Origin of the sequence: Vibrio sp. 99-70-13A1 (assembly GCF_013114625.1) — a bacterium.
Lineage (GTDB): Bacteria > Pseudomonadota > Gammaproteobacteria > Enterobacterales > Vibrionaceae > Vibrio.
Genome location: NZ_VTXD01000007.1, coordinates 92,276 through 118,439, shown reverse-complemented (window position 1 = coordinate 118,439; position 26,164 = coordinate 92,276). Strand labels below are relative to the sequence as shown.

The following is a 26,164-nucleotide window of genomic DNA, read 5'->3' as shown; positions in this document are numbered from 1 at the left end:
AAAAAACCGAATTCACAAAGTGAACTCGGTTTGAAATCGAAAATTACGAAAGAACGATTAGTTCATGCCGTATTTTTTAAGCTTCTTGCGAAGAGTTCCGCGGTTAATACCCATCATAGTTGCTGCGCGAGTTTGGTTACCGCGAGTGTACTGCATGATAGTGTCTAGTAGCGGCTGTTCAACTTCAGCTAATACTAGCTCGTATAACTCGCTGACTTCTTGACCGTTTAATTGAGCAAGGTAATTTTTCAATGATGCTTTAACTGAGTCACGTAGAGGCTTCTGCGTGATTTGGTCTTGTGATGTAACTGTCGTTACTGTCAATGCTTCTGAAGTCAGATTTTGTTCGAACATATTCGGTCTAGCTCTTCTCGTAATTATAGTGCAACGTGATCAAAATAACCGTCTAACGCCTCAAGTTGCAGCTCAGCTGCTTCGAGAGCGTTGAAGGTACGGCGAAACTCACTCGCTTGTTCATGTTCTTTTAAATACCAACCCACATGCTTACGAGCAATGCGAGGGCCTAAAAACTCTCCATAAAATTCATGTAGAGCGTGAACGTGACCAAGCATGATGTTTTTTACTTCCTCAGTCGGAAGCTCTGGCATCGTGGTACCGTTTTCCAAATAGTGTTGGATTTCGTTAAAAATCCATGGGCGACCTTGGGCAGGGCGACCAATCATCAAAGCGTCAGCACCGGTGTACTCCAGCACAAACTTAGCTTTCTCTGGGCTATCGATATCACCATTAGCAATAACCGGTATCGAGACAGCTTGTTTTGCCGCTTTAATGTGTTTGTATTCTGCCTCTCCTTTGTACATACATGCGCGAGTTCTCCCATGGAGAGCAAGAGCTTGTATGCCGCAGTCTTCGGCTATTTTTGCTATGTGGACACAATTTCTGTTACTTGTGTCCCAGCCCGTGCGAGTTTTCAGTGTTACTGGAACATCGACTGCATTCACTACCGCTTTCAAGATATCTTCAATGAGATCTGGATATTGGAGTAAAGCAGAGCCCGCGAGCTTTTTGTTTACTTTTTTAGCTGGACAACCCATGTTGATATCGATGATTTGCGCACCGTTACCTACATTAAATTGCGCAGCTTCAGCCATCAGCTGTGGATCTGCACCAGCGATTTGTACTGAGCGAATGCCCGATTCGCCCTCATGTACCATTCGCTGTTGAGACTTCGACGTTTTCCAAACTTTAGGATTGGAGGACATCATTTCACTGACTGCCATCCCCGCACCGTAGCGAAGACACAACTCTCGGAATGGTCTATCCGTTACGCCAGCCATAGGAGCAACGATTAGATTGTTCTTTAGTTGATAGTTTCCAATTTTCAAAACGTCATCACAGTTCTGTACTAGCAAGGGCGCGCATTTTACGCATTTTTTTGCTGTGTGAAAAGACTAATATTTGAGCATTTACAATTTGTTTTTGTAATTTGTATAAAATTCAATCAATTAGACTGTAAAGTCTTGTCTAGCCTTGCTTGCGACCAGAGATTCGGCACCACTCTGTTTGAGAAGCGATTGGATCAATGTGAAGCTCATCACGATAATAGTTCGCAACATCTTCCGCTTGCGTATCCAAAACACCCGACATTGCCAGTTGCCCGTTCGGTTTAACTAGACCTTTGATGATGCCTGATAGCTCACGAAGAGGTGCAGCCAAAATGTTTGCCACAACCACATCTGCAATCAAACCTTCAGGCTGATCTTGGGGCATGTAAACTTCAAGTTGATCAACGACGCCATTTCGCTCTGCGTTGTCTTTAGAAGCGACTAAAGCTTGAGGATCAATGTCGATCCCAACCACTTTTTCCGCACCAAGTTTGATCGCAGCGATCGCTAAAATGCCAGACCCACATCCAAAATCGATAACCGTTTTACCGGTTAAGTCGATGCTCTCTAACCACTCAAGGCAAAGTGCGGTAGTAGCATGTGTACCAGTGCCAAATGCAAGACCTGGGTCTAGTAACACATTGACAGCTGTTGGATCTGGAACGTCACGCCAGCTTGGGCAAATCCATAGTCGTTCGCCAAACTGCATTGGGTGGAAGTTATCCATCCACTCTCGTTCCCAATCTTTATCTTCTAGCTGTTCAACTTTATAAGCGAAGTCAACTGGGAACATACCACTGGCTTTTATTTGCTGGATAACAAGCCCAGTATCAACCTCAGCGTCATACAAAGCGAGGATGTCACAGTCACCCCAAAGTCGAGTCTCACCCGGCAGAGGTTCAAATACAGGATTATCTTTAGCATCAAGGAAAGTTACAGAAAGAGCGCCAGTCTCCTCCATTAACATATCGCCAATTGTTTCGGCATTTTCATTGGTTGCATTGAGCTTGATTTGAATCCAAGGCATGGCTGCATCTTCTATGTGATAAAATTTGGATGGCGAGTCTAGCAGAAATTATGAGCAAGTTCACGAAAACCCCAACGATTAAATAGGGGAATATTGATTGAATTTTTCAGGGTAATAAAAACAAAAATGCTCACCGAAGTGAGCATTTTTTAGTGTTCCATAGAGAACATATTACTGAAGGCTAGTTTCTATTGCAGACCAAGCTTCTTCTCAAGGTAGTGGATGTTTGCACCACCGTGTTGGAAGTTTTCGTCGTTCATAATAGCCTGTTGAAGTTCAGTATTAACGTTAATACCTTCAACAATCATCTCACCCAATGCGTTCTTCATACGAGCGATAGCGACATCACGGTTCTCACCGTAAGTGATTAGCTTACCAATCATCGAATCATAGTGTGGTGGCACTGTGTAACCCGTGTAGATATGAGATTCCCAACGGACACCCATGCCGCCAGGGGCATGGAAACGCGTGATCTTACCTGGAGACGGTAGGAAACGAACTGGATCTTCCGCGTTGATACGACATTCGATTGAGTGACCACGCAGTTTAATATCATCTTGTGTGAATGATAGGGGCTGACCAGCAGCAATGCGAAGTTGCTCTTTCACTAGGTCGATACCCGTTACCATTTCAGTAATCGTGTGCTCAACCTGAATACGAGTGTTCATTTCGATGAAGTAGAACTCGCCGTTTTCGTATAAGAACTCAAATGTACCTGCGCCGCGGTAGCCAATTTCAAGACATGCACGAGTACAACGGTCACCGATATACTTACGCATTTCTTCAGTGATACCTGGTGCTGGCGCTTCTTCCACAACTTTCTGGTGACGACGCTGCATTGAGCAGTCACGTTCACCAAGGTGGATAGCATTACCTTGACCATCAGCAAGAATTTGAACTTCAATATGACGAGGGTTTTCTAGGAATTTTTCCATGTAAACCATATCGTTATTGAAGCAAGCTTTTGCTTCAGCACGAGTCATTGCGATAGCTTCTGTTAGCTCAGCTTCAGAACGAACAACACGCATACCACGACCGCCACCGCCGCCAGAAGCTTTGATGATTACTGGAAAACCAATACGCTTAGCGTGTGCTTTGTTTTTCGTTTCATCATCATCTAGTGGACCATCTGAACCCGGAACACAAGGTACACCAGCTTTCTTCATTGAAGTGATAGCGGATACTTTGTCACCCATCATACGGATAGTTTCCGCTTTAGGACCAACAAAAATGAAGCCGCTACGTTCTACTTGTTCAGCAAAATCAGCGTTTTCAGATAGGAAACCGTAGCCTGGGTGTACCGCAACTGCACCTGTTACTTCCGCTGCGCTAATAATGCGAGGGATGTTTAGGTAGCTGTCGATACCGCGAGCAGGACCAATACAAATGGTTTCGTCTGCAAGAAGTACGTGTTTAAGATCGCGGTCAGCTGTTGAGTGAACAGCAACGGTCTTAATGCCAAGCTCTTTACAGGCACGCAAAATACGCAGTGCAATTTCACCACGGTTCGCAATTACTAATTTATCTAACATAATGAGTGTTCTCTATTATTCGATAATTACTAGAGCTTGGTCGAACTCAACTGGTTGACCGTCTTCAACTAGGATTGCTGTAACAACACCAGATTTATCAGCTTCGATTTGGTTCATCATTTTCATTGCTTCAACGATACATAGAGTTTCGCCAGCCGTTACAGATTGACCAACTTTAACGAATGGTTTTGCATCTGGGCTTGGTGCGCCGTAAAAAGTACCAACCATTGGAGAAAGAACTTGGTGACCAGCAGGAACTGCAGGTGCAACTTCAGCGACAGGAGCCGCCGCAACAGGAGCTGCAACCGGAGCCGCTGCTACAGGAGCTGCTGCGTATTGAATAGGTGCTGCAGATACAGGGCTGTTACGACTGATTCGTACTGACTCTTCACCTTCAGAGATTTCTAGCTCAGAAATACCAGATTCTTCAACCAATTCGATTAGCTTTTTGATTTTGCGAATATCCATTGTTTCTTTCTCTTTATCTGTTGATTGACCTGACTCTATGACTGAGTAGGTAAGTATTAGTTCTGTCTTTAGACAGTTATTTTGACGTCAGCTTGTTAATCGCTGCCATCAAAGCAAATTGATAACCTTGAGCACCTAAGCCACAAATCACACCTTCTGCTTTATCAGAAAGGTAAGAATGATGACGAAATGCTTCACGTGCGTGAACATTTGATAGGTGTACTTCAATAAATGGTATCGCGACTCCTAATAATGCATCTCGCAACGCAACACTGGTATGAGTGAAAGCTGCTGGATTTATTATAATAAAATCAATGGACTGATAAGCACTGTGTATGGCTTCTATCAGTTCATACTCACGGTTAGATTGTAGGTGCGACAACTCGACGTCTTGTGCGTTTGCTTGCTCGGTTAAAGATTCAATAATCTGCTCGAGTGTTTGAGAACCATAGTGCGCAGGCTCTCTTAGTCCTAAAAGGTTAAGGTTTGGACCATTTAAAACTAGAATGCGTAACTTTGTAGACATCGTGAGGGTATCTTCCTATATCGTGACAACGAGTGCGAATGTTCCCATTTTATTTACAAATTGGACGTATTTACCAGAGGCGAAACATCCAATTTTTCAAATTAGACCCAGATTATAGCTAATTCAGCGAAAATCGCAGCAAATTACTGGTCTAATCACCTATAGTTCAGGTCGGGAGTTGTTACTAACTTATCAAAAAAGGTCCACTGCCTTAATTTTAGTGCGGATAATTGAGATCAAGATCAGGCACAAAAAAACCGCCACATAGGTGACGGTTTGAAAATGTTTCTGTTTTAAACAGCTTGTAAAAGCATAGTGTGAAGCTTGTTATGCAATTTCTGCTTTTTCAGCAATCAGTTTTTCAACCACACTTGGATCGGCAAGAGTCGATGTATCACCAAGGTTGCTGGTATCACCCGTTGCAATTTTACGTAGGATACGACGCATGATTTTACCTGAGCGTGTTTTCGGTAAAGAGTCAGTCCAGTGCAGTACATCTGGCGTAGCTATCGGTCCAATCTCTTTTCTTACCCAGTCCTTCACTTCTTTATGAAGTTCAGCTGTAGGGAACTCACCGTCATTCAATGTGATGTAAGCGTAAATTGCTTGGCCTTTAATATCGTGAGGAATGCCCACAATCGCTGCCTCTGCAATTTTATCGAATGCCACTAGCGCCGATTCAATCTCAGCCGTGCCCATACGGTGACCTGATACATTGAGCACGTCATCAACACGACCAGTGATCCAGTAGTAGTCATCTTCATCACGTCGAGCACCGTCACTTGTAAAATACATGCCTTTAAATGTAGAGAAATAGGTTTGTTCAAAACGTTCATGGTCACCATAGACCGTACGCATTTGTCCTGGCCATGAATCAAGAATAACGAGGTTACCGTCAGTCGCGCCTTCGATGATATTCCCCATGTTATCAACAAGGGCTGGTTGAACACCAAAGAATGGGCGAGTTGCAGAACCCGGTTTTAGGTCGGTTGCTCCTGGAAGAGGGGCAATCAAAATACCGCCAGTTTCAGTTTGCCACCATGTATCGACAATCGGGGACTGCTCATTACCAATTGTTTTGTAGTACCACTCCCAAGCTTCTGGGTTAATTGGTTCACCTACTGAACCCATAATGCGTAAGCTATCACGAGAAGTGCCTTCAACGGCTTCATTACCTTTTGCCATCAATGCACGAATCGCTGTTGGGGCTGTGTAGAGGATATTCACTTGGTGCTTATCGACTACTTCGCTCATGCGACTGGTATTTGGATAATTTGGAACACCTTCAAACAAGATTGTTTTTGCACCATTCGCAAGTGGTCCGTAAACAAGGTAGGTGTGACCTGTGATCCAACCTACATCGGCTGTACACCAGAAGGTTTCGCCTTCTTGGTAATCAAAGACATACTTAAACGTCATTGCCGCATAAACGAGGTAACCACCTGTAGTATGTAATACGCCTTTAGGTTTGCCTGTTGAGCCTGAAGTGTAAAGAATGAATAGTGGATCTTCGGCTTTCATTTCTTCTGGTTCACAGACTTCTGAAACTGTCGCGGTTGCTTCATGCCACCAAACATCACGATGTTCATGCCATTCCACATCGCCACCCGTACGTTTCATAACAATGACTTTCTCAATGTTTTTCACTTCTGGGTTGGTCAGTGCTTCATCAACGTTTTTCTTCAGTGGAACTGCTCTTCCGCCACGCACACCTTCATCAGCTGTAATGACGATTTTTGAATCTGAGTCGATGATTCGACCTGATAATGCTTCTGGAGAAAAACCGCCGAACACGACGGTGTGCACGGCACCAATTCGAGTACAAGCCAGCATTGCTACCGCCGCTTCTGGAACCATTGGCATGTACAAACACACCACATCACCTTTGCGTACGCCTTGCTCTTTTAGAGCATTTGAAAACAGGCACACTTCTTTGTGTAATTCATTGAATGTCAGCGTTTTATCATCGGTAGGGTCATCGCCTTCCCAAATGATCGCGACTTCGTCACCACGATCGGCAAGGTGGCGGTCAATACAGTTTGCTGAAACATTGAGTGTCCCGTCTTCAAACCAACGAATGTCGACGTGACCTGGGTCAAATGAGGTGTTTTTGACTTGGGTGAAGGGTTTAATCCAATCTACGATTTTTCCGTGCTCACCCCAGAATCCTTCTGGGTCAGATACAGATTGCTGGTACATGGCTAGGTAAGTGTCATTATCCGCGTGCGTCGTTGCTTTAATATTGTCTTGTACTGGATAAACGTGGGCTTCACTCATTGCTTCTCTCCTTGTGCCTTCATTCCATGTGAACTGGGCAATTTCCGTTATGCGCTAATTCCGCTAGCTGGTTTTTAAACATGGCATTTATTTGGATAGTCTTTTATTGACTGCCTGTCGTGCTATCACTCTCGGCTAGGTGAGCGATTTCCACAATTAGACTTTAGGATGAGACGTCGCTTTCTACTGGGAAAAAGGGGAATTAAGTTTATAAAGTAGCGACTTAAGTTGAAATTTGCGAGATTGATCTAATGCGGATTATTACGCGTTAGGATTCAATGGGAAGAGTTGAAACGAGGCAAGTCGCCGTGTTTTAAACGGACGAAGACTAAAGCGGCAGAGATAGCATCTTGTAGAGCATCGTGTTTGTTGCTCTGCTGCGGAAGCCCAAGTTGTTTGCAAATGGCATCAAGACTTAAGTCGAAGTAGGAATTGGGTAAATGTTTTTCGAGTTTGTCTTGATAGAGCAAACTGACTTCAATGAGTTTGTTTGGCATTGGAAACCCGAGTTGTTTGATGCACGCTCTGTCCAATATTTTTTTGTCGTATCGTATGTGATAGCCCACAAGCGGGCGGTTGCCGATGAAGTTTAGAAGTTCAATCAGAGCCTGTTTTTCTTCTATGCCGTTTTTAAGATCTTCATGGCGAATTTTATGTATTTTGATTGAGCCAGAATCTAAAGATTGAGGGGCTCGAAGACGTACTTCAAAGGGTTGGCTGGTAATAATGCGGTTACCGATGATTTTTGTTGCCGCAATCGTGACAAGTTCTGCTCGGTTTGGATCCAGGCTGGTGGTTTCGCAATCAAGTGAGACATATTCACTTTGATGTGGAGCAGTAAAAAGCCCTCTATAAGGCGAACCCTTTAGTTTGTAATGCCAGAACCGTCGAGTTAGCCCATTCATAGAAAGAGGCTCGTGAAATGTCTTTGTTTTATCACAGATAGTTTTTGGCTAATCATAGATAACCTTGGGCTCGCCATAGATAAACAGATATACATTAGCATCGCCTAATCACGAACTTGGTAGTGGTAACCAAGCCATTGTTTGAATTTTTTGACCACATGCAAACTATGACGGAGTAAGTCCCTGTCTGATCTGTCCATCAGTTTAATATCCAGCTTATTACTGCTGTGCTGCTGGGTAAGTCTTTGTGCCAACCTCCATTTGAAAAATTGTTTAAGTGCTTCGCTTAAATTATCTGCGGTACTTTGCTCAAGCACCTTTCTTTCAACTAAAGCATTGATGCGATCAAAGGTATTTTTATGAGGAAGCTTGTATTCCAAACTTAATGCACGAATGCCGTGCACGATGGGAAAGATACCGCCTTGTTTGATATCCAAACCAGACTTAGATTTTTTCACATTACCAAAGAGTGTTAAAGGGACAGAGAAATTCAGTGCAGGTCGACAAAATTCAGTGAGGACCAGCTCTTGCCCGGCCATTAATTCACTGAGATGCTTTTGGATCGGTTCCAGTAATTCTTTATTGCCCGCGACAGCATGCGCATCAGCCATAATGGCAATATCCATGACTTTTTCGGGTGTCGCCGAATGTACCCAATTGGAGAGTGTTTTCTTCCACTCTAGTTGAGTGTTCACCCATTTAGGGTTGTTAACCATGACTTTTCCAGGGCAAAGAGGGTAACCCAGTTGTTGTAGAGTGTGGGTCAGGTTTTCCATTATCCTTTCGCATTGGTGCCAATGCAGCCCGTCTTGAATAATAAGTGCGTTATCTTGATCGGTTTTTAAAATTTGTTCGCCACGCCCCTCAGAGCCTAAAACAATGAAACAGCAATGGTTATGCAAAGCGGGAGGTACGACTAGCTCAAAAGCTTTTTCGATGATTTGTTCATTAACGGCTGAGATTAATTCCATGATAAATCGGGTGCGAATGCCGTTACTTAAAAGGCTTTCCACAAGTTGACGTTGTTTATTTGAAGCTAGAGCCAGCTCTTCAATACTGGTTGCTCTTGCTATACGCAGAGTCAGGACATGTGAGTGTGTGGAGAAGGCACTTAATATTTGAGTCATATCGAGCATGCCAATTGCTTCGCCAGCATCACAGACCATGACTCGTTTCATGCGGTTTCTTGTCATCGTAATCATGGCATTAAAAAGAAAGTCACCTTCATCCACATGGAACACTGGGAAAGTTGCAATATTACCTACGGGAGTATCAAGTGGGAGGTTATCTATCATTACTGCATGCAGCATGTTGGTGCGGGTAACAATGGCATAGGGGTAGGGTTTTGGGGTTCCTATAGTTCTAGGATCATCGTAGGCCAAATGCACCAGTGCTGAATCTAATCCGTTCTCTTTTAATGTTTGAGTGACTTGGTTGATCGGCTGATCAGGAGTGAGGATCAGCGGCGGATGATAAATAGAACTGTCTACTTTGGTGAGAATGAACTCTGCCAAATTTTGTTGCTCTTGAGCTTCTTTAATAAGCTGTTTTCGTTTCGCAAGATTGTTATCAAAGTAAGCGGCAAATTGCCCGTTCTCGTGGTAGAGGTCTAAAAAAACATGAGAAGGGAGTAGGTAACTTAAGGTGTCTTCAAGAGCGATATATTGATGTTTAACTTGCCCACTGAACTGACTTCTTACATCAAACAGATCGTCATTGGCGTAGTGCGCGTAAATTTCTCTATTGTCAGAAGAGCGTTCTTCAACGGCGCCTTTAATGAGTATATGCAGGTGATGGCTCGGCTTATTCGCTTCAACGATGACTTCTTGCTCTCGGTAGTACGCGACATCCAATGAAGAGCGTAAGGTCAATTGTTCGCTTTCAGATAAGCGGTCAAAAGGTGGAGACTGCATATTAAATTTATCAGGCATCATCGTCACACAATAAAGGAATGATGATCTCAGTTTGCCAAAAATTGGGTGAAGCGCTAGACGACTTTAGTCTAGATAGAGATGAAGTTTAGCCATAGATAATGATAGGCGCTGATTTCAAATTGCGATATTAACTCCCTTATTTCTAATACGGAAATTGGCAACGTCGTTTTATTCCCTTTTTTGGTAACAATAAGCTAGGCATAATTCATCAATGCTCTTTTTTGTCTTTTTATAGGTCTTCGCGATGCAAAACCCTTCTCCTTATGGCTGGATATCCCAGTATTTTCTTGGTTTTTTCTTTGCATATGGCGTTTATCTGCCATTTTGGGCACTTTGGTTTGAAGACCAAGGTGTTGCGCCAAGCGACATTGGTATTTTAATTGGTGCTGGTTTTGCGACTCGTTGTGTTGCTAACTTTGTTATTACACCACGCATTCATAAGGTGGAGCACTTAATCCCAGCTTTACGGTGGTTGAGCCTCGCGGCATTAATATTCATTGGTTTTCACTTTTTTACAGGTGGCAGTTTTGCACTAATGCTGCTGGCGACGGTTCTGTTTAATTTATGTTGTGGTCCTATCGTTCCTCTATCGGATGCAATGGCGAACTATTACAGCCGAATTAAACTGCTGGATTATGGGCGCACTCGTTTATGGGGTTCCATTGCTTTTATTGCGGGTTCGACTGTTGTGGGTTTCTTAGTCGCTGAGTTTGGCACGGAAATGATTTTGTATACGGCATTGGCTGGTGTGCTTTTCTCTTTAGTGCTTTGTATGCGAAACCCAAGCATTATGCCGGTGACACAGCAAGAAGAAGAGACGACCAGACCTAAGTTGATGCAATTGCTGCGCGAACCCTCGGTAGTGAAGTTTTTAACTCTAATGGCGTTGATCCAAGGTAGTCATGCGGCTTACTACAGCTTTAGTGCGATTTACTGGAAAGAAGCTGGGCATTCGGAAGCTATTATTGGTTACCTTTGGAGTCTAGGTGTTGTCGCGGAAGTGGCAGTATTTGCCTTCAGTAAGCGATTATTCTCAGGCTGGACGTTACGTACTTTGTTTGTCATCGCAGCTATTGGTGTGATGGCTCGTTGGGGAATCACCGCTTCGACCACGGCGATCTTTGCATTAGTCATGGTGCAGTTATTACACGGTGTGACTTTCGCAATAGCGCATATCGCTGCTATCCAATACATCCAATCAGAAAAACCAAGCAGAATGGTTGCATTGCAGGCTTTGTACAACGCAATTCCACTGGGTGCATTCATTGCGCTGATGACCACTTTGAGTGGTTGGGGTTATGAATTATGGGGTGCTGATATTTTCTGGTTTATGGCGGCAATGGGTGTTCTTGCTCTGTTTATCAAGGTTGATGAGAAACGCTCAGTAACAGATGTAAGCAGTAAAACGAAAGCGGAGCCTGAAGCACAGAATTAGAGCGTTCAGATTGTGTTTGCCCTCTATCCTTAGTTTAATAAACTTTGCCGAATTAAAGCCTGCACACTGCAGGCTTTTTCATAAGGATATGAATGAATGCAAGGTAGGCTTATATGCAAGGTTGGATAGTCGTTCCAGTATCACTCGCGTACTTAGGCGTATTATTTCTGATTGCTTGGTACGGAGATAGACAGACTCGCTGGTTATCTCGCTGGAGACCGTGGATCTACAGCCTTTCAATTGCGGTGTATTGTACCTCATGGACCTTCTACGGAACGGTTGGTCAGGCGAGCAATAACCCTTGGTCTTTCTTACCCATTTATCTCGCGCCCATCCTTGTCTTTACTTTGGGTTGGCGAGTGTTAGCGCGTTTGATTTTGATCGCGAAAAGGGAACACATCACCTCAATTGCTGATTTTATCGCGGCTCGTTACGGCAAGTCGCAAGGGTTAGCAGTAGCTGTCACCTTAATTGCGGTTGTAGGCATTCTGCCTTATATCGCTTTGCAGCTGCGTGGTATTACCATGGGGCTCGATATTGTTGCCCCAAACCTTGCTCATGATTTTGGTTATCAGGACTACCATGTCTCTTGGTTTGTGGTTGGGGCATTAGCCATTTTTACCATGTTATTTGGTACTAGGCATATTGATAACACGGAACATCACCGCGGCATGATGATGGCGGTGGCATTTGAATCCATTGTTAAGTTGGTGGCTTTTCTTATCGTTGGTTTGTTCATCATTTACCTGGCGTTAAGCAGCAATGAAATCAACTTACTGGATGTGGCTTCTTCCACTTATAAACCGCCTAATATTCCTACACTAGCCATTCATACTGTGCTCACTATGCTGGCGATAGTCTGTTTGCCTCGTCAGTTCCATACCATGGTAGTGGAAAATGAGAGACCACAAGATCTGCATACTGCTCGTTGGTTATTTCCTCTCTACCTAATTTTAATGGGGTTGTTTGTTTTGCCTATTGCTTGGGCAGGGCAAGGGCTGCTCACCACCATGCCAGCAGACACTTATGTCATCAGTGTTCCGATGGAAGTTGGAGCGAATCACATAGCCCTGTTGGCATTTCTTGGAGGCACGTCAGCCGCCAGTGGCATGGTTATCGTATCGACTATTGCACTCGCGATAATGGTTTCAAATGATTTGGTGATGCCGTTATTACTGCGCCGTATGCGTTTATCGCAACGAACTCATCGACACTTTTCCGGCTTACTTTTAATTATTCGTCGGGCGCTGATTTTACTGTTGTTGCTCGGGGCGTGGGGGTTCTATCAGGCTTTAGATAGTATCCACTCACTTTCTGCCATCGGCTTCTTATCGTTTGCAGCCATTGCCCAATTTGCTCCAGCGCTGATCGGCGGAATGTATTGGCGTTTGGGTAACCGCAAAGGCGTATATGTCGGTTTAATGTTTGGATTCCTAATTTGGCTTATTACTTTGATGAGCCAAACCAGCATGCTCGCCGGAGATGGAGAAACTAACTTATTACTATGGTTGATTACCCCACCACAAATATTGAGTGGTTGGGAAATCAATAGCTCAGATTGGGGAATCGTCCTCAGTGTGAGTGTGAATACACTGTGTTATATCGCGGTGTCGTTACTTACGCGCCCAAGCCTAAGTGAACGCTTACAATCGGCATCCTTCATTGGTACGCCGTTACCTGAAAATGAAAACATCAGCTTGTACCAAGGTCGAGTAACCGTTGCTGAATTAGAGATGCTAGCGTCCCGCTTTGTTGGGCGACCACGAGCAAAGTCTGCTTTCCAAAGTTACTGGCAGCAGCAAGGTCCGCCTTTGTTACCTAATCAGCAAGCGCCTGAAAGTTTGATTCGTCATGCGGAAAGGGTGCTCGCTGGTGTGTTTGGTGCTTCGTCTGCCAAGTTAGTACTTACTTCAGCCTTACAAGGCAGAAACATGCAGTTGGAAGAAGTCGCGACTATTGTGGATGAAGCTTCAGAGCTTTATGACTTTAGCCGAGGCTTACTGCAAGGGGCAATCGAGCACATTGGGCAAGGTATTGCTGTGATTGACAAGCAAATGCGCTTGGTGGCGTGGAACCAGCGTTACCTCGAATTATTTGAATTTCCTGCAGGTTTGATACAAGTCGGTCGGCCGATTTCAGATGTCATTCGTCATAATGCCGAACAAGGTTTGTGTGGTCCTGGTGATCCAGAAGGTCATGTACGTCGCCGTGTGTATCACCTAGAGCAAGGTACTCGACATACCTCCTCACGTATTCGTGCTGACGGCCGAGTGATTGAGGTTCAAGGTAACCCAATGCCTGGCGGAGGGTTTGTGATGAGCTTTACCGATATCACAGTATTTAGGCAAGCCGAGCAAGCACTTAAAGAAGCCAATGAAAGTTTGGAATTTAGGGTTCATGAGCGAACTCAAGAACTTGAGAAACTTAACCATCGCTTAGTAAAAGCAACCAAAAAATCTGAATTGGAATCCCAGTCAAAAACGAGGTTTTTAGCCGCGGTGAGCCATGATCTTATGCAGCCACTGAATGCGGCTCGCTTGTTTGCTTCTTCTTTATCTGAAGTGGCTAAAGATTCTGAGGTGAAGCAGTTGTCTTCCCATATTGAAAGTGCACTTGGCGCTGCTGAAGATTTGATTGGCGATCTGCTGGATATTTCACGTTTGGAGTCAGGAAAATTAGAAACTCACGTTCATGCGTTTTCAATTAATGATGTGCTATCCAATCTTAATGCTGAATTCAGCGCGTTAGCAAAGCAGCAAAACATACAGTTTGAGATGATTCCGTCATCATTATTCATTGAGTCAGATCCTAAGCTGCTGAGGCGGGTGATTCAGAACTTTTTAACGAATGCCTTCCGCTACAATCCGAGAGGAAAAGTGGTATTGGGTGCTCGTCGTGTGAAGGGGCAAGTTCGTATTGATGTTTGGGATAACGGAACGGGTATCGATGAAGATAAGCAGCAAGAAATTTTTGAAGAGTTTACTCGTGGCAGCCAAGTCCGGGCTGATCAAGGGCTAGGGCTAGGGTTGGCTATTTCAAAAGGTATCGCGCATGTATTGGATCACCATATCTCAATGCGATCGTGGCCAGATGAAGGAAGCGTATTTTCTATCACTCTTAACCGAGCTGAAAAAGTGATTACTCCTCAGATTGTTCAAGCGGCAACACCAACCAGCGATTTAGGTCATTTGAAAGTGTTATGTGTGGATAACGAAGCTGAAATTTTGGTTGGAATGGAAAACCTAATTGGTAGGTGGGGCTGTGAAATTAAAACGGCAACAGATTTGGTTCAAAGCCTAAAAGCTTTGGATGATGATTGGATTCCAGATGTGATTTTCTCTGACTATAGGTTAGACAATGGGCGAACGGGATTAGAGGTGCTGCAACAATGTCGATTGCGTCTAGGAAACAACTTTGAAGGGGTCATCATTAGCGCGGATAGAACAGATGACATGATGTCTGCGATCAAAGGAAACGGTTTTGGGTTTATAGCTAAGCCTGTTAAACCATTAAAACTAAGAGCCATTTTGAATCGACTTGCTTAGGCTTTTTAAGAGTTAAGAGTTAAGAGTTAAGAGTTAAGAGTACAAACAGAAAGAAGGTCTCACTTGAGACCTTCTTTTTTATGAATCGTGATTAACTCAAAGCACGGACAGCTTAACCTGCGATACCACCTTGGGTCAGCTTGGTTGGATCAAGTAAGCGAGCCAATTCTTCTCGGCTTAACTCTGTTTCTTGTTCCGCGACATCTAAAATTGGTCGCCCTTCTTTATAAGCCTTCTTAGCAATCTCGGCCGCTTTTAAATAACCAATCACAGGGTTAAGAGCGGTGACTAATATTGGATTCTTAGACAGTGCTGAATCTAAGTTGTCTTGTCTCACTGTAAATGTAGCGATGGCTTTGTCTGCTAATGAAACGGAACTATTGGATAGCAGTCCAATGCTTTCCAAAATATTGTGTGCAATCACAGGCAGCATCACATTGAGTTGGAAGTTGCCTGATTGCCCAGCAATGGTGATGGTAGTGTCATTGCCAATGACTTGAGCTGAAGCCATAGCCGCTGCTTCGGGGATCACAGGGTTCACTTTGCCAGGCATGATAGAAGAGCCAGGCTGTAAAGCTTGCAACTCAATTTCACCAAGCCCAGCAAGAGGTCCGGAGTTCATCCAGCGAAGATCGTTTGAGATCTTCATGATCGCCACTGCCGCTGTTTTTAGCTGACCAGACAATGCGACGATCGCATCTTGGCTACTTAGGTTGAAAAAGAAGTTGTCGCTTGCTGTTAGTTTAAGTCTTGTCGCTTGAGATAGGTTATCTGCAAACTTACTGGCGAAACGTGGATCGGCATTGATCCCTGTTCCAACAGCTGTTCCGCCTTGCGCTAGAGCGGATACAGAAGCGAGGCTATGTTCAATTCCTTGCTGGGCATGTTCAATTTGATATTTCCACCCACCCAGTTCTTGAGCAAAAGTGATCGGCATGGCATCCATTAGGTGCGTGCGCCCCGTTTTTACCACGCTAGATAATTCAGACTGTTTGGTTTCTAGCACTGAGGCTAGGTGATTTAAAGCGGGCAATAGTTGTTTTTGAACTGCCATGACTACGCTCACTTGGATAGCGGTTGGCACGACATCATTACTGCTTTGTCCCATATTTACGTGATCATTCGGGTTGACGTTGCCACCAAGTTGGGTAGAGGCGAGAGTGGCGATTACTTCATTGGCATTCATGTTTGAGCTCGTGCCGGAGCCCGTTTGATACACATCGATAGGAAAGTGCTCAAGATGGTCGCCATCTATAATTTCTTGGCTGGCATCGATAATTGCAGCAGCAATATCACCTTCCAATAAGCCTAGTTGAGCATTGGTACTCGCCGCTGATTGCTTTATGTAGGCGAGGGCTTGAATGAAGCGAACTGGCATAGTGTGTGAGCTGAAAGAGAAGTTATCTACTGCTCGCTGAGTTTGTGCTTGGTATAGCGCGTTTTTAGGTACATGGACTTCACCCATGCTGTCCGTTTCGATTCTGAATTCTTGAGTCATGTTCTATCCTATTTATCCAAGTGGGGCTTGGACTTGTTGTAATGTTTGTTGCACGTTTAAAAATCTTTCCCGACCATTAAGCTGTTGGTAGTAGTGGCGTTTAAGATTAAATAAAGGGGAGTGTATTGAATCTAAACATAGCCTGCGAAACAGGAAGCTGCGTTTTGGCGACTCAATGGCATCGATGAGGTGGAAGAACACTTGTCGTAGGTAGAGCTCGCATAAAAGAAGGTTTTCATTTTCAGCGTGGTGCTCATAGTAAGAGGCGAGAGTAATCCCACAATGAATATATTCTTGAATGACATCTGGTTCAAAACCTGGTGAAGCATAAGGTTCGAGGAATCGATCCTGAGCTTTGTAAAACATTGAGTAGAGGATTTGTTGCTCTTCCATAAAAAGTTATTCCATAAAAATCTCTCGATAATGTAATGATAATTATTATCGTTTGAGTTTTTAAACACAACCTCTTTATAAAAGAAAAGCCGATGCTATAAGCACCGGCTTTGAGTCGTTTCAATTTGAATCCCTACAATCCAATTTGAATCTTATATTTTCCACTAGATCTTAGTTCTTCAATAGATCTTGTTCTTTCACTAGGTCTTAGTGGTCGTGAGCTTCACCAGCCCCTTTAGGGTAACGGATAGATTCAACCATCTCTTGTACGTCTTGTGGAACTTCAGCAGTTACTTTATTCACAGCAATTGATACTACGAAGTTTAGACACATACCTAGCGTACCGATGCCTTCTGGGCTGATACCAAACCACCAGTTTTCCGGTGTGCTTGCTGCTGGGTTAATGAACTTGAAGTAGATGATGTAGCTTGCTGTGAAGGCAATACCCGACAACATACCTGCAATTGCGCCTTCCTTGTTCATCTTCTTATAGAAGATACCTAGGATGATGGCAGGGAAGAAGGATGCTGCGGCTAAGCCGAAGGCAAACGCTACTACCTGAGCTACGAAGCCTGGTGGATTAATACCTAAGTAACCAGCACCTACAATCGCGACCATAGCGGCCAAACGAGCGGCTAATAGCTCCTGCTTGTCGGTCATGTTTGGTCTGAAGCCTTTCTTCAGTAAATCATGAGAGATAGACGTTGAGATAACCAGTAGTAGACCTGCAGCGGTTGATAGTGCAGCAGCTAAGCCACCGGCAGCCAATAGTGCAACAACCCAGTTTGGCAGTTTCGCAAGTTCTGGTGAAGCCAGTACGATGATGTCACGGTTAATCTTCATCTCGTTGCGTTCATCGCCCGAGTAGAACATTTTGCCATCGCCGTTCTTATCTTCCCAACCTACTAGACCTGTGCTTTCCCAGTTTTGGTACCAGCTTGGTGCTTCTGCTGCTGGAACACCTTGCATGTCAGGACCATTAATCGTTTCGATCATGTTTACACGAGCGAATGCTGCAACACCTGGTGCTGTTGTGTATAGCAAAGAGATGAACAGTAGTGCCCAACCTGCTGAGATACGAGCATCACGTACACGTGGCACTGTGAAGAAACGAATGATTACGTGTGGAAGACCGGCAGTACCCACCATTAGAGCCGCACAGATGAAGAATACATCCACCATGCTCTTGTTACCTTCGGTATAGGCGGTAAATCCGAGTTCTTCGGTTAGCCCATCCAGTTTATCGAGTAGATAAACATCGGTACCTGAAAGTGTTGAACCCATACCAACTTGTGGAAGCGGGTTACCTGTCATCATGATTGATGTGAAGATTGCTGGGACAAGGAAAGCGAAAATGAGGACACAGAATTGAGCTACCTGCGTATAAGTGATGCCTTTCATGCCGCCAAGTACAGCGTAGAAGAAAACAATACCCATACCAATGATGATACCTAGGTTAATGTCGACTTCTAAGAAACGGGAGAATACTACGCCCACACCACGCATTTGACCTGCCACGTAGGTAAACGATACGAAGATTGCACAAAATACAGCAACCATGCGCGCGGTTCTTGAGTAGTAACGTTCGCCGATAAAATCAGGAACCGTAAACTGACCAAACTTACGTAGGTAAGGGGCTAAACATAGAGCAAGTAGTACATAACCACCTGTCCAACCCATCAGGTAAACCGCACCGTCGTAACCAACAAATGAGATGATACCTGCCATTGAGATGAACGATGCTGCCGACATCCAGTCAGCGGCGGTTGCCATACCATTCGCCACTGGGTGTACACCACCGCCAGCTACGTAGAACTCACTGGTTGATCCTGCGCGAGCCCAGATTGCAATGCCGATATAGACTGCGAAAGTAATACCGACGAGAATAAACGTCCAAGTTTGAATATCCATGTTCTAGCCTCTAGTCTTCCTGTACGTTATATTTTTTGTCGAGCGCATTCATGCGAACAACGTAAATAAATATCAGCGCCACGAAGGTATAAATGGAGCCTTGTTGAGCGAACCAAAAACCTAGCTTGAAACCGCCAAATTGAATGGTGTTAAGGGCATCAACAAATAAGATGCCTGCGCCGTAAGACACTACAAACCATACCGCGAGTAGTGTTCCCATAATTCCCAAGTTTTCCTTCCAGTAGGCTTGAGCATGTTCTGTCGATTCGAACGCCATTGCCTTCTCCTTAATTCCGTTTCAGTAAAAACTGTTTCTGTAGAAAATTACCATGTTAACGTAATGTTACGATTTAAAAGATAACAAGGATAAGTCAATAACTCTGTGCAACTTTAGTCGGGCGAGTAAAAACGTAGAATCACCACTTAACAGGGCTTTAGGAGAGATCGGCAATGAAAGTGTGATGTTAATTTGTTGTTAAATTAGCCAAAGGTCTAAGGTTGAGAGTGCTTTGAAGGGATCTTTTGAGCAATTAAATGAAAATTTTGCAAATAAACGATGAGCACGACTTGGAAAGAGTGCAGTCTAGAGTGGAATATGTGTGGGGAATTAAATGAAAGTTACCCTCAACTCACTAGCTTAGTCATTGAGGGTAATATTCTTAAATGGGTTTAAGGGTTACATGTAAAAGTCTTTAATGCCGAGCAATAAATTATTCACAGCGACTGCCGCAAGAATAAGCCCCATCACACGGCTGATAATAGCTGCTCCTGCGTTACCAATGACTTTTTGAATACTGTTTGCTGCCAATAAAAGCAGTAACGTAATCACTAAGACACTGAGCATCACACCTGCAGTAATACTTTGATCAATCAAAGAAAAGCGATGGTTATCTGTCAGCATAACAATCGCCATCATTGCCCCGGGAGAAGCAATAGATGGGATTGCTAATGGGTAGACTGCTAAATCAGCCAGTTGAGAATGGCTGACTTCCTCTGAAATTTTTTGTTCTTGCTCGGGTTTGCTTTCCCCAAAAATCATCGATAGTGCAAACAGCAATAAAACAAGCCCGCCAGCTGCCTGAAATGCAGGGAGTGGAATTTGCATTGCTTCAAGAAGAAGTTGCCCAGCGATAAGGAAAAACAATAAAACACCCGCAGATATCGCCACGGCTTTCAAAGCGACTTTGCGTCTTTGTGCTGGAGTTAATCGTTGAGTTTGAGATAAATAAACAGGTACAGAGCCGATTGGGTCGATAACGGCCCAGAGAACAACAAATTGAGTAATGATAATGCTAGTAAGCAAAGTAAAGCTCCCAGAGTTAAGGACAGAGGGATAAAGATTGCTGGGGTAGCAATCGCCTTTATTATAACGGCTACTATTCCTTTTAAGTCATCGCAATGTGAGAGCTGAAAAATACATTCAATTCAGCTCATGAAATGATGCTCTTTATTGCTCAGTTTCCATCTGCTGTAAAAGGATCACGGCTTGTGTTCGGTTTTTAACATCAAGCTTGCGGAAGATTGCCGTCATATGAGCTTTGATGGTCGCTTCTGAAACATTCAGCTCATAAGCGATTTGCTTGTTGAGTAAGCCGTCGGAAAGCATACCGAGGACTTTATATTGTTGAGGAGTAAGAGTGGATATTTTCTTAGCCAGATCATTACATGCGGCGTTATTGGTAATCAGACCTTCTGGGTAGAAAGGGTCGCCGTTCAATACTTGATTTAACGCACTAACTAACTCTCGCATGTCACTCGATTTCGGAATAAACCCAAAAGCTCCATGGCTTTTTACTTGGGTGACAACACTGGCGTCTTCACTGGCAGAAATAACAACAATAGGTAAATCTGGATATTCTGCTCGCAGTTGAATGAGCCCTGACATGCCGTTTGCACCAGGCATCTTGAGATCAAGCAATAATAGATCGGGTTCGTCTTCTTTTTTTAGAAGCGTCAGCAGGGCATCGAGTGAATCAGCCTCAAGTAAATTAGCGCCGCTTATCGCCATATGAACCGACTGAAATAGAGCGTTGCGAAATAGAGGGTGGTCATCAGCAATGATAATGGTGTAGGTCGAGTCCATGACATTTTACACTTTTAACAATTTAGTTAACTTTTATTATTATCTTGATTGGATATGCGGACAATATTTATACACTAAAAGTCTGAACCATATCGACTTTTAAAGTGAACTGGCTTGATTATGAATCGGTAATTCAAAGTTGGATAAAGAAAACCGCAATTCTAAGAGTATTATTAAGTACTTATAGAAATGCGGTTCTTTTCAATCTGAGCTTATATTTCCGCTTGCTGGCAGCTTACTGGCTCACTTCTAGCGGGTAGCTATTCATGTGTGTTAGGAATTTTTCAGCGTTCATAAAACCAGTCACACGAGCATTAGGAACATGGTTACCCTTACTGTCCCAGAACTCGATAGTCGGTAGTCCAAGTACCTGTAATTGCCCTAATAACTCAATGTCTTGAGGTTGGCTTTTGGTGACATCAGCTTGAAGTAAAATAAAATCACCCAACTTCTTTTCGACATCTTGCTGGTGGAAGGTGTACTTCTCAAACTCTTTACATGCCACACACCAATCCGCATAGAAGTCGAGCATTACCGGCTTACCTTGGTTTTTCGCTTTTACAAGTTGCTGCTCTAATTCAGCAACGTTACCGATTTGAATAAATTGCACTTGTGTTTGTTCTACTTGGACTGATTTTTCTGAAAACCAGTAGTTGAGCGCAGGCTGTGCTGAAACAAATAACCCAAGTATGGCAATAATTCCCACAGCACTTTGTTTCCACTCTCCAAATGGCAGAGAGTTTTTGCTGTGATAAAGCCAACCAAATGCGATAAAGCCTAAAGTAGACCAAAGCACGGTTGCCCAAAATTCAGGAATGATACGCTCTAATAAGAAAATAGGGGCAGCAAGTAAAATGAAGCCAAATACGACTTTTACTTTATCCATCCAATTCCCTGCTTTTGGCAGAAGTTTATTTCCAAATACCGCCACCAATATCAGTGGAATGCCCATTCCGATTGCAAGTGCATAAAGCGCAATCGCACCAGTAAACAAATCACCGCTTTGCGCTACATACAGAAGTGCGCCAGAAAGTGGGGCCGTGGTGCAAGGTGAGCATACCAAACCAGAGATTGCCCCCATTGCGAAGACACCTAAAGTATTGCCACCTTGTTGCTTGTTACTTTGATTGTTTAACCAAGTTTGGATGCTGCTTGGCAATTGCAGGTTGTACACGCCAAACATCGACATTGCCAAAGTGACAAATAATAAGCTTAAACCAATCAGTACATAAGGGTGCTGCATTGCCGCTTGAAATTGCATGCCAGCTGAAGCGACAACTAGCCCCAGCAATGTGTAGGTGAGCGCCATACCTTGCACATAAATAAACGACAGCATTAAGGCGCGACCTTGGCTCAGTTTACCGCCACCAAGTACGATGCCCGTCAGAATTGGGTACATAGGTAAAACACAGGGAGTGAACGCTAAACCAACACCTAGTGCTAGGAACAAGAAAGGTGTCCACCATGCATCGCCAAGCTTGTCTGCAAGGCTTGAGTCTTTCGACGATTCTGAAATCGAAGAAGTTTGGTTATTTGAGCCAGTTAACTCTGGGGTCTGTTGAGTATTCTTCGCTGTATTAGCTTTCGTGTCTGTTGGTAATGAACTTCCAGTGGATGAGTCCGCTGTAAAAGGCTCGATATCAATAACACGAGTTTCAGGAGGGTAGCAGAAGCCAGCTTTAGCACAGCCTTGGTATTGAACAATGAGCTTCGCGCCTTCTTGATATTCAAGAAGCGGTATTTGAACAAAAAGAGGCTCTGTATAAATGCTCACTTCACCAAAAAATTCATCCTGGTAAGGCTGACCATCCTCCATCGTTTCATCACCAATCAATAAGTTTTCACCACTGAAAGCGATGCGATGTTGGTAGAGGTAGTATTCATCCTTCACTTGCCAATCAAGTAATATTTGATTGCCTTGCTGAAAGTGATTTAAAGGAAAAGCTTGGTCTACAGGAACAAATGTATTGCTCGATGTGAGGTTTAAGCTTGGTTCACTTTTTCCAAATAAAGCGAAAGCAGGGTTAGAAAGGGTAAGTAACCCGATAACCAGCAAAGAAATGAAAGCGCGCATAAAAAAATTCGTCAGTGAGAAGTTAAAGTATCTTAACTTACTCAGACAGGATTATTGATGAATAAGTTTCACCTTGAGTCATATTTATACTGAATCAAGCTCTTGGATAAAGGTACAGATAAAGAAAAAGGAAGCCGAAGCTTCCTTTTGTATTTTCAATATCGGGACTCAGTGAGTCAGTCGGAAACTAGATAAGTAGACCGCCGAATGCAAAACCTAGCGCTACAGAAGTCGCAATAGTCACAACACCCGGAATAAAGAATGGGTGGTTGAATACGTAGCTACCGATACGTGTAGAACCTGTGTCATCCATCTCAACTGCTGCCAATAATGTTGGGTAAGTTGGAAGTACGAACAGTGCACTTACCGCTGCAAATGATGCTACAGCGGTTAGCGGTGCAACACCAATTGCAAGAGCAGCAGGCATTAGTGCAACCGTTGTTGCGCCTTGTGAGTAAAGCAGCATAGAAGCAAAGAACAGAACGAGTGCTAGCATCCAAGGGTAGTCAGCAAGTAGAGCACCTGCTACGTCTTTGATTTCAGCAACGTGTGCGTTTACAAACGTTGAGCCTAACCAAGCTACACCAAGCACACATACACACGCAGTCATACCAGAGCGGAATGTTGGCGCAGATGAAATTTTAGCAGCATCCACTTTAGTGAATAGAACAATCGCAGCTGCGGCTGCAAGCATAACACTCATGATCGCTTCGTTACGGCCAAGTGCTGGGTTTTCAATAAGACCAACTGAGCTTGAAATGGCAGCTGCATAGCAAACGACAAAACCAATCGCACCAAGGAAGATAAATGTCGCTTTCTTCGCTGTTGGCAGAATTTCGCGTTTCTCTTGTGTCGCCAGTTTTACTAAACCTTTTTCAAGACGGTCTTGGTAGATAGGATCGTCTTTCAACTCGCTGCCCATGTAGTTAGCAACCAATGCACCGGCCATACAAGCGATGAAAGTCGTTGGGATACACACGGCTAGCAATGTTAGGTAATCAACACCGAATGGTGCCAGCATTGCCGCAAAGGCAACCACTGCCGCTGAAATAGGAGATGCTGTGATCGCAATTTGTGATGCGACAACGGCAATCGAAAGTGGACGAGATGGACGAACCCCTTGTCCTTTCGCTACTTCGGCAATAACAGGTAGAGTAGAGAAGGCTGTATGACCTGTACCCGCCATAAGAGTCATGACAAAAGTTACAATTGGCGCGTAAAAGGTAATACGTTCAGGATGTTTTCGTAAAAAGTTTTCTGCAATTTGCACTAACCAGTCCATACCGCCAGCTACTTGCATAGCAGCAATCGCGGTAATGACCGACATGATGATCAAAATTACGTCAACAGGGATAAATGCTTGGCTGGTTGGAACTCCAAGTATTAGAGAAAGTGCGATAACACCCGCACCACCGGCAAAGCCGATTCCAATACCACCAATTCTGGCCCCTAAGAATATAAAGAGTAGGACAACAAAAAGTTCTACTGCAATCATGGTTACACCTCATTTTTAGATTTTATTATGTGAAGGTTCATATGAATAAACCCTCAAATAATAAATCTTATGCATCCAGTTTATATAACCACTTTTATTTTGTGGTTAACCGTATTGAAGCCTAAAAAAGGGCTCCACTTGGAGCCCCTATCTTCTACTTACTCGTAGCGTTTAGCTTTATACTGAGGATGCATGAGGTTTTCAACAGAGAAAATGTCATCTAGCTCTTCTTCAGTCAGTAATCCACGTTCTAATACCACTTCTCGAACGCTTTTTCCTGTTTCCGCACAAATCTTACCGACGATGTCACCCTCGTGGTGTCCAATGTACGGGTTGAGGTAAGTGACGATACCGATAGAGTTAAATACGTGAGATTCACATACTTCTTTGTTCACCGTAATGCCGTCTACACACTTGTCACGAAGGTTCACACACGCGTTTGTTAGAATATCTAGAGACTCAAACATACTTTGTGCAATAACCGGTTCCATTACGTTCAGTTGCAGTTGACCACCTTCAGCAGCGAAAGAAACCGTGTTGTCGTTACCTAGAACTTTAAAGCAAACTTGATTTACTACTTCAGGTACAACTGGGTTTACTTTAGCAGGCATGATTGAAGAACCTGCTTGAAGTTCAGGTAGGTTTAGCTCGTTAAAGCCAGTGCGAGGACCTGAAGAAAGCAGACGCAAATCGTTACAAATCTTAGACAATTTAACCGCTAGACGTTTAAGTGCACCGTGCGTCATTACGTATGCGCCACAGTCAGACGTTGCTTCGATTAAATCTTCAGCCGCTACACATTCTAGCCCTGTTACTTCTGCTAGGTGTTTAACCGCAAGACCTTGGTAGCCAGGTGCTGCGTTTAGACCAGTACCGATAGCTGTTGCGCCTAGGTTTACTTCAAGCAGTAGTTTTGAAGTGTATTCTAGGTTTTTGATTTCTTCATTGATGGTTACTGCCCAAGCATGGAATTCTTGACCAACCGTCATTGGTACTGCGTCCTGAAGTTGAGTACGTCCCATCTTCAAAATTGTGTTGAATTCTTGGCTCTTAAGCTCGAACGCACCTTTTAAGTATTCAATAGCGTCGATCAGTTTACGAACACTGTTGTAAACAGAGATACGGAAACCAGTTGGGTAAGCACAGTTTGTAGATTGGCTGCGGTTTACATGGTCATTCGGGTTGATGAACTCATATTGGCCTTTTTCTTTGCCCATCAGTTCAAGAGCCACGTTCGCAACTACTTCGTTCGCGTTCATGTTGACAGAAGTACCAGCGCCACCTTGGAAAACGTCCGATGGGAACTGATCCATGCACTTGCCGGTGTCTAGAATTAGGTCACAAGCTTCGATGATGTATTTAGCAACTTCGCTTGGAATAACACCTAACTCTTTGTTTGCTAAAGCCGCAGCTTTCTTGGTCATCACCATGCCACGAACAAATTCTGGTACGTCAGAAATAGTTACATTTGAGATGTTAAAGTTTTCAATAGCACGAAGAGTATGAATGCCGTAGTAAGCATCAGCGGGAACATGACGTTGACCTAATAGATCTTCTTCTAGACGAGTGGCTTGATTAGCTTCGATAGGAGCTTTAGATAGAGTAGCCATAACAGGATCCTTAGAGAATAATTCTGATAATGTAGTTAATTATTAGCCTATTCTGTATGCAAATACTCCGTTCGCTAGAATATTGGGCTGATAAATCCGTCCTGA

20 protein-coding genes are annotated in these 26,164 nt (G+C 43.8%); 2 read left to right on the top strand and 18 right to left on the bottom strand.

All coding sequences use genetic code 11. The features are described 5' to 3' along the window. Positions 1-57: 57 nt before the first annotated feature. The 9 genes from fis to F0226_RS07480 all read right to left on the bottom strand — a co-directional run bounded on the left by fis (position 58) and on the right by F0226_RS07480 (position 10,012). Positions 58-354, bottom strand: coding sequence for a DNA-binding transcriptional regulator Fis (gene fis, locus F0226_RS07520; RefSeq protein WP_004729744.1), 297 nt, complete (start codon positions 352-354; stop codon positions 58-60). Between the two features lie 23 nt (positions 355-377). Further along, positions 378-1,346, bottom strand: coding sequence for a tRNA dihydrouridine synthase DusB (dusB, locus tag F0226_RS07515; RefSeq protein WP_171735086.1), 969 nt, complete (start codon positions 1,344-1,346; stop codon positions 378-380). 139 nt (positions 1,347-1,485) lie between these two features. Then, entirely contained in the window at positions 1,486-2,373 is an 888-nt protein-coding gene (gene prmA, locus F0226_RS07510) for a 50S ribosomal protein L11 methyltransferase (protein WP_171735066.1), read from the bottom strand. A gap of 188 nt (positions 2,374-2,561) precedes the next feature. Next, a complete protein-coding gene (accC, locus tag F0226_RS07505) occupies positions 2,562-3,905 on the bottom strand; it encodes an acetyl-CoA carboxylase biotin carboxylase subunit (protein ID WP_171735065.1) in 1,344 nt (447 codons plus the stop codon). Between the two features lie 15 nt (positions 3,906-3,920). Further along, complete coding sequence (gene accB / locus F0226_RS07500) at positions 3,921-4,373, bottom strand: acetyl-CoA carboxylase biotin carboxyl carrier protein (RefSeq protein WP_171735064.1); 453 nt, start codon at positions 4,371-4,373, stop codon at positions 3,921-3,923. A 76-nt stretch (positions 4,374-4,449) separates the two neighbouring features. Continuing rightward, the gene (gene aroQ / locus F0226_RS07495) at positions 4,450-4,899 is read right to left on the bottom strand and encodes a type II 3-dehydroquinate dehydratase (protein WP_171735063.1); all 450 of its coding nucleotides are present in this window, start codon (positions 4,897-4,899) and stop codon (positions 4,450-4,452) included. A 327-nt stretch (positions 4,900-5,226) separates the two neighbouring features. Further along, complete coding sequence (gene acs, locus F0226_RS07490; protein WP_171735062.1) at positions 5,227-7,176, bottom strand: acetate--CoA ligase; 1,950 nt, start codon at positions 7,174-7,176, stop codon at positions 5,227-5,229. A 275-nt stretch (positions 7,177-7,451) separates the two neighbouring features. Beyond that, complete coding sequence (locus tag F0226_RS07485; protein WP_171735061.1) at positions 7,452-8,081, bottom strand: 3'-5' exonuclease; 630 nt, start codon at positions 8,079-8,081, stop codon at positions 7,452-7,454. A gap of 104 nt (positions 8,082-8,185) precedes the next feature. Next, positions 8,186-10,012, bottom strand: a complete 1,827-nt coding sequence (locus F0226_RS07480; protein ID WP_171735085.1) for a DUF294 nucleotidyltransferase-like domain-containing protein — start codon at positions 10,010-10,012, stop codon at positions 8,186-8,188. A 247-nt stretch (positions 10,013-10,259) separates the two neighbouring features. Here F0226_RS07480 and F0226_RS07475 point away from each other — a divergent pair, with 247 nt between their 5' ends. Continuing rightward, a complete protein-coding gene (locus F0226_RS07475; RefSeq protein WP_171735060.1) occupies positions 10,260-11,450 on the top strand; it encodes a 3-phenylpropionate MFS transporter in 1,191 nt (396 codons plus the stop codon). A gap of 113 nt (positions 11,451-11,563) precedes the next feature. Beyond that, positions 11,564-14,995 (top strand): PAS domain-containing hybrid sensor histidine kinase/response regulator, encoded by a 3,432-nt coding sequence (locus F0226_RS07470; protein ID WP_171735059.1) that lies wholly within the window; start codon positions 11,564-11,566, stop codon positions 14,993-14,995. Positions 14,996-15,107: 112 nt separating this feature from the next. Here F0226_RS07470 and F0226_RS07465 read toward each other — a convergent pair whose 3' ends face one another. The 9 genes from F0226_RS07465 to aspA all read right to left on the bottom strand — a co-directional run bounded on the left by F0226_RS07465 (position 15,108) and on the right by aspA (position 26,059). After that, positions 15,108-16,493: a class II fumarate hydratase gene (locus tag F0226_RS07465; protein WP_171735058.1), complete on the bottom strand. Its 1,386-nt coding sequence runs from the start codon at positions 16,491-16,493 to the stop codon at positions 15,108-15,110. 12 nt (positions 16,494-16,505) lie between these two features. Next, positions 16,506-16,886: a hypothetical protein gene (locus F0226_RS07460; RefSeq protein ID WP_171735057.1), complete on the bottom strand. Its 381-nt coding sequence runs from the start codon at positions 16,884-16,886 to the stop codon at positions 16,506-16,508. A 207-nt stretch (positions 16,887-17,093) separates the two neighbouring features. Further along, positions 17,094-18,797 carry a sodium:solute symporter family protein gene (locus F0226_RS07455; RefSeq protein ID WP_171735056.1) on the bottom strand — a complete coding sequence of 568 codons (1,704 nt, stop codon included), beginning with the start codon at positions 18,795-18,797 and terminating at the stop codon, positions 17,094-17,096. 10 nt (positions 18,798-18,807) lie between these two features. After that, positions 18,808-19,074: a DUF4212 domain-containing protein gene (locus F0226_RS07450; protein ID WP_137375046.1), complete on the bottom strand. Its 267-nt coding sequence runs from the start codon at positions 19,072-19,074 to the stop codon at positions 18,808-18,810. A gap of 399 nt (positions 19,075-19,473) precedes the next feature. Beyond that, the gene (locus tag F0226_RS07445) at positions 19,474-20,100 is read right to left on the bottom strand and encodes a MarC family protein (RefSeq protein ID WP_171735055.1); all 627 of its coding nucleotides are present in this window, start codon (positions 20,098-20,100) and stop codon (positions 19,474-19,476) included. Between the two features lie 144 nt (positions 20,101-20,244). Continuing rightward, entirely contained in the window at positions 20,245-20,880 is a 636-nt protein-coding gene (locus tag F0226_RS07440) for a response regulator transcription factor (RefSeq protein WP_171735054.1), read from the bottom strand. A gap of 235 nt (positions 20,881-21,115) precedes the next feature. Then, positions 21,116-22,954 carry a protein-disulfide reductase DsbD gene (locus F0226_RS07435; protein ID WP_171735053.1) on the bottom strand — a complete coding sequence of 613 codons (1,839 nt, stop codon included), beginning with the start codon at positions 22,952-22,954 and terminating at the stop codon, positions 21,116-21,118. A 187-nt stretch (positions 22,955-23,141) separates the two neighbouring features. Next, positions 23,142-24,449 (bottom strand): anaerobic C4-dicarboxylate transporter, encoded by a 1,308-nt coding sequence (locus F0226_RS07430; protein ID WP_171735052.1) that lies wholly within the window; start codon positions 24,447-24,449, stop codon positions 23,142-23,144. Positions 24,450-24,607: 158 nt separating this feature from the next. Further along, positions 24,608-26,059 carry an aspartate ammonia-lyase gene (gene aspA / locus F0226_RS07425; RefSeq protein ID WP_171735051.1) on the bottom strand — a complete coding sequence of 484 codons (1,452 nt, stop codon included), beginning with the start codon at positions 26,057-26,059 and terminating at the stop codon, positions 24,608-24,610. Positions 26,060-26,164: the final 105 nt, after the last annotated feature.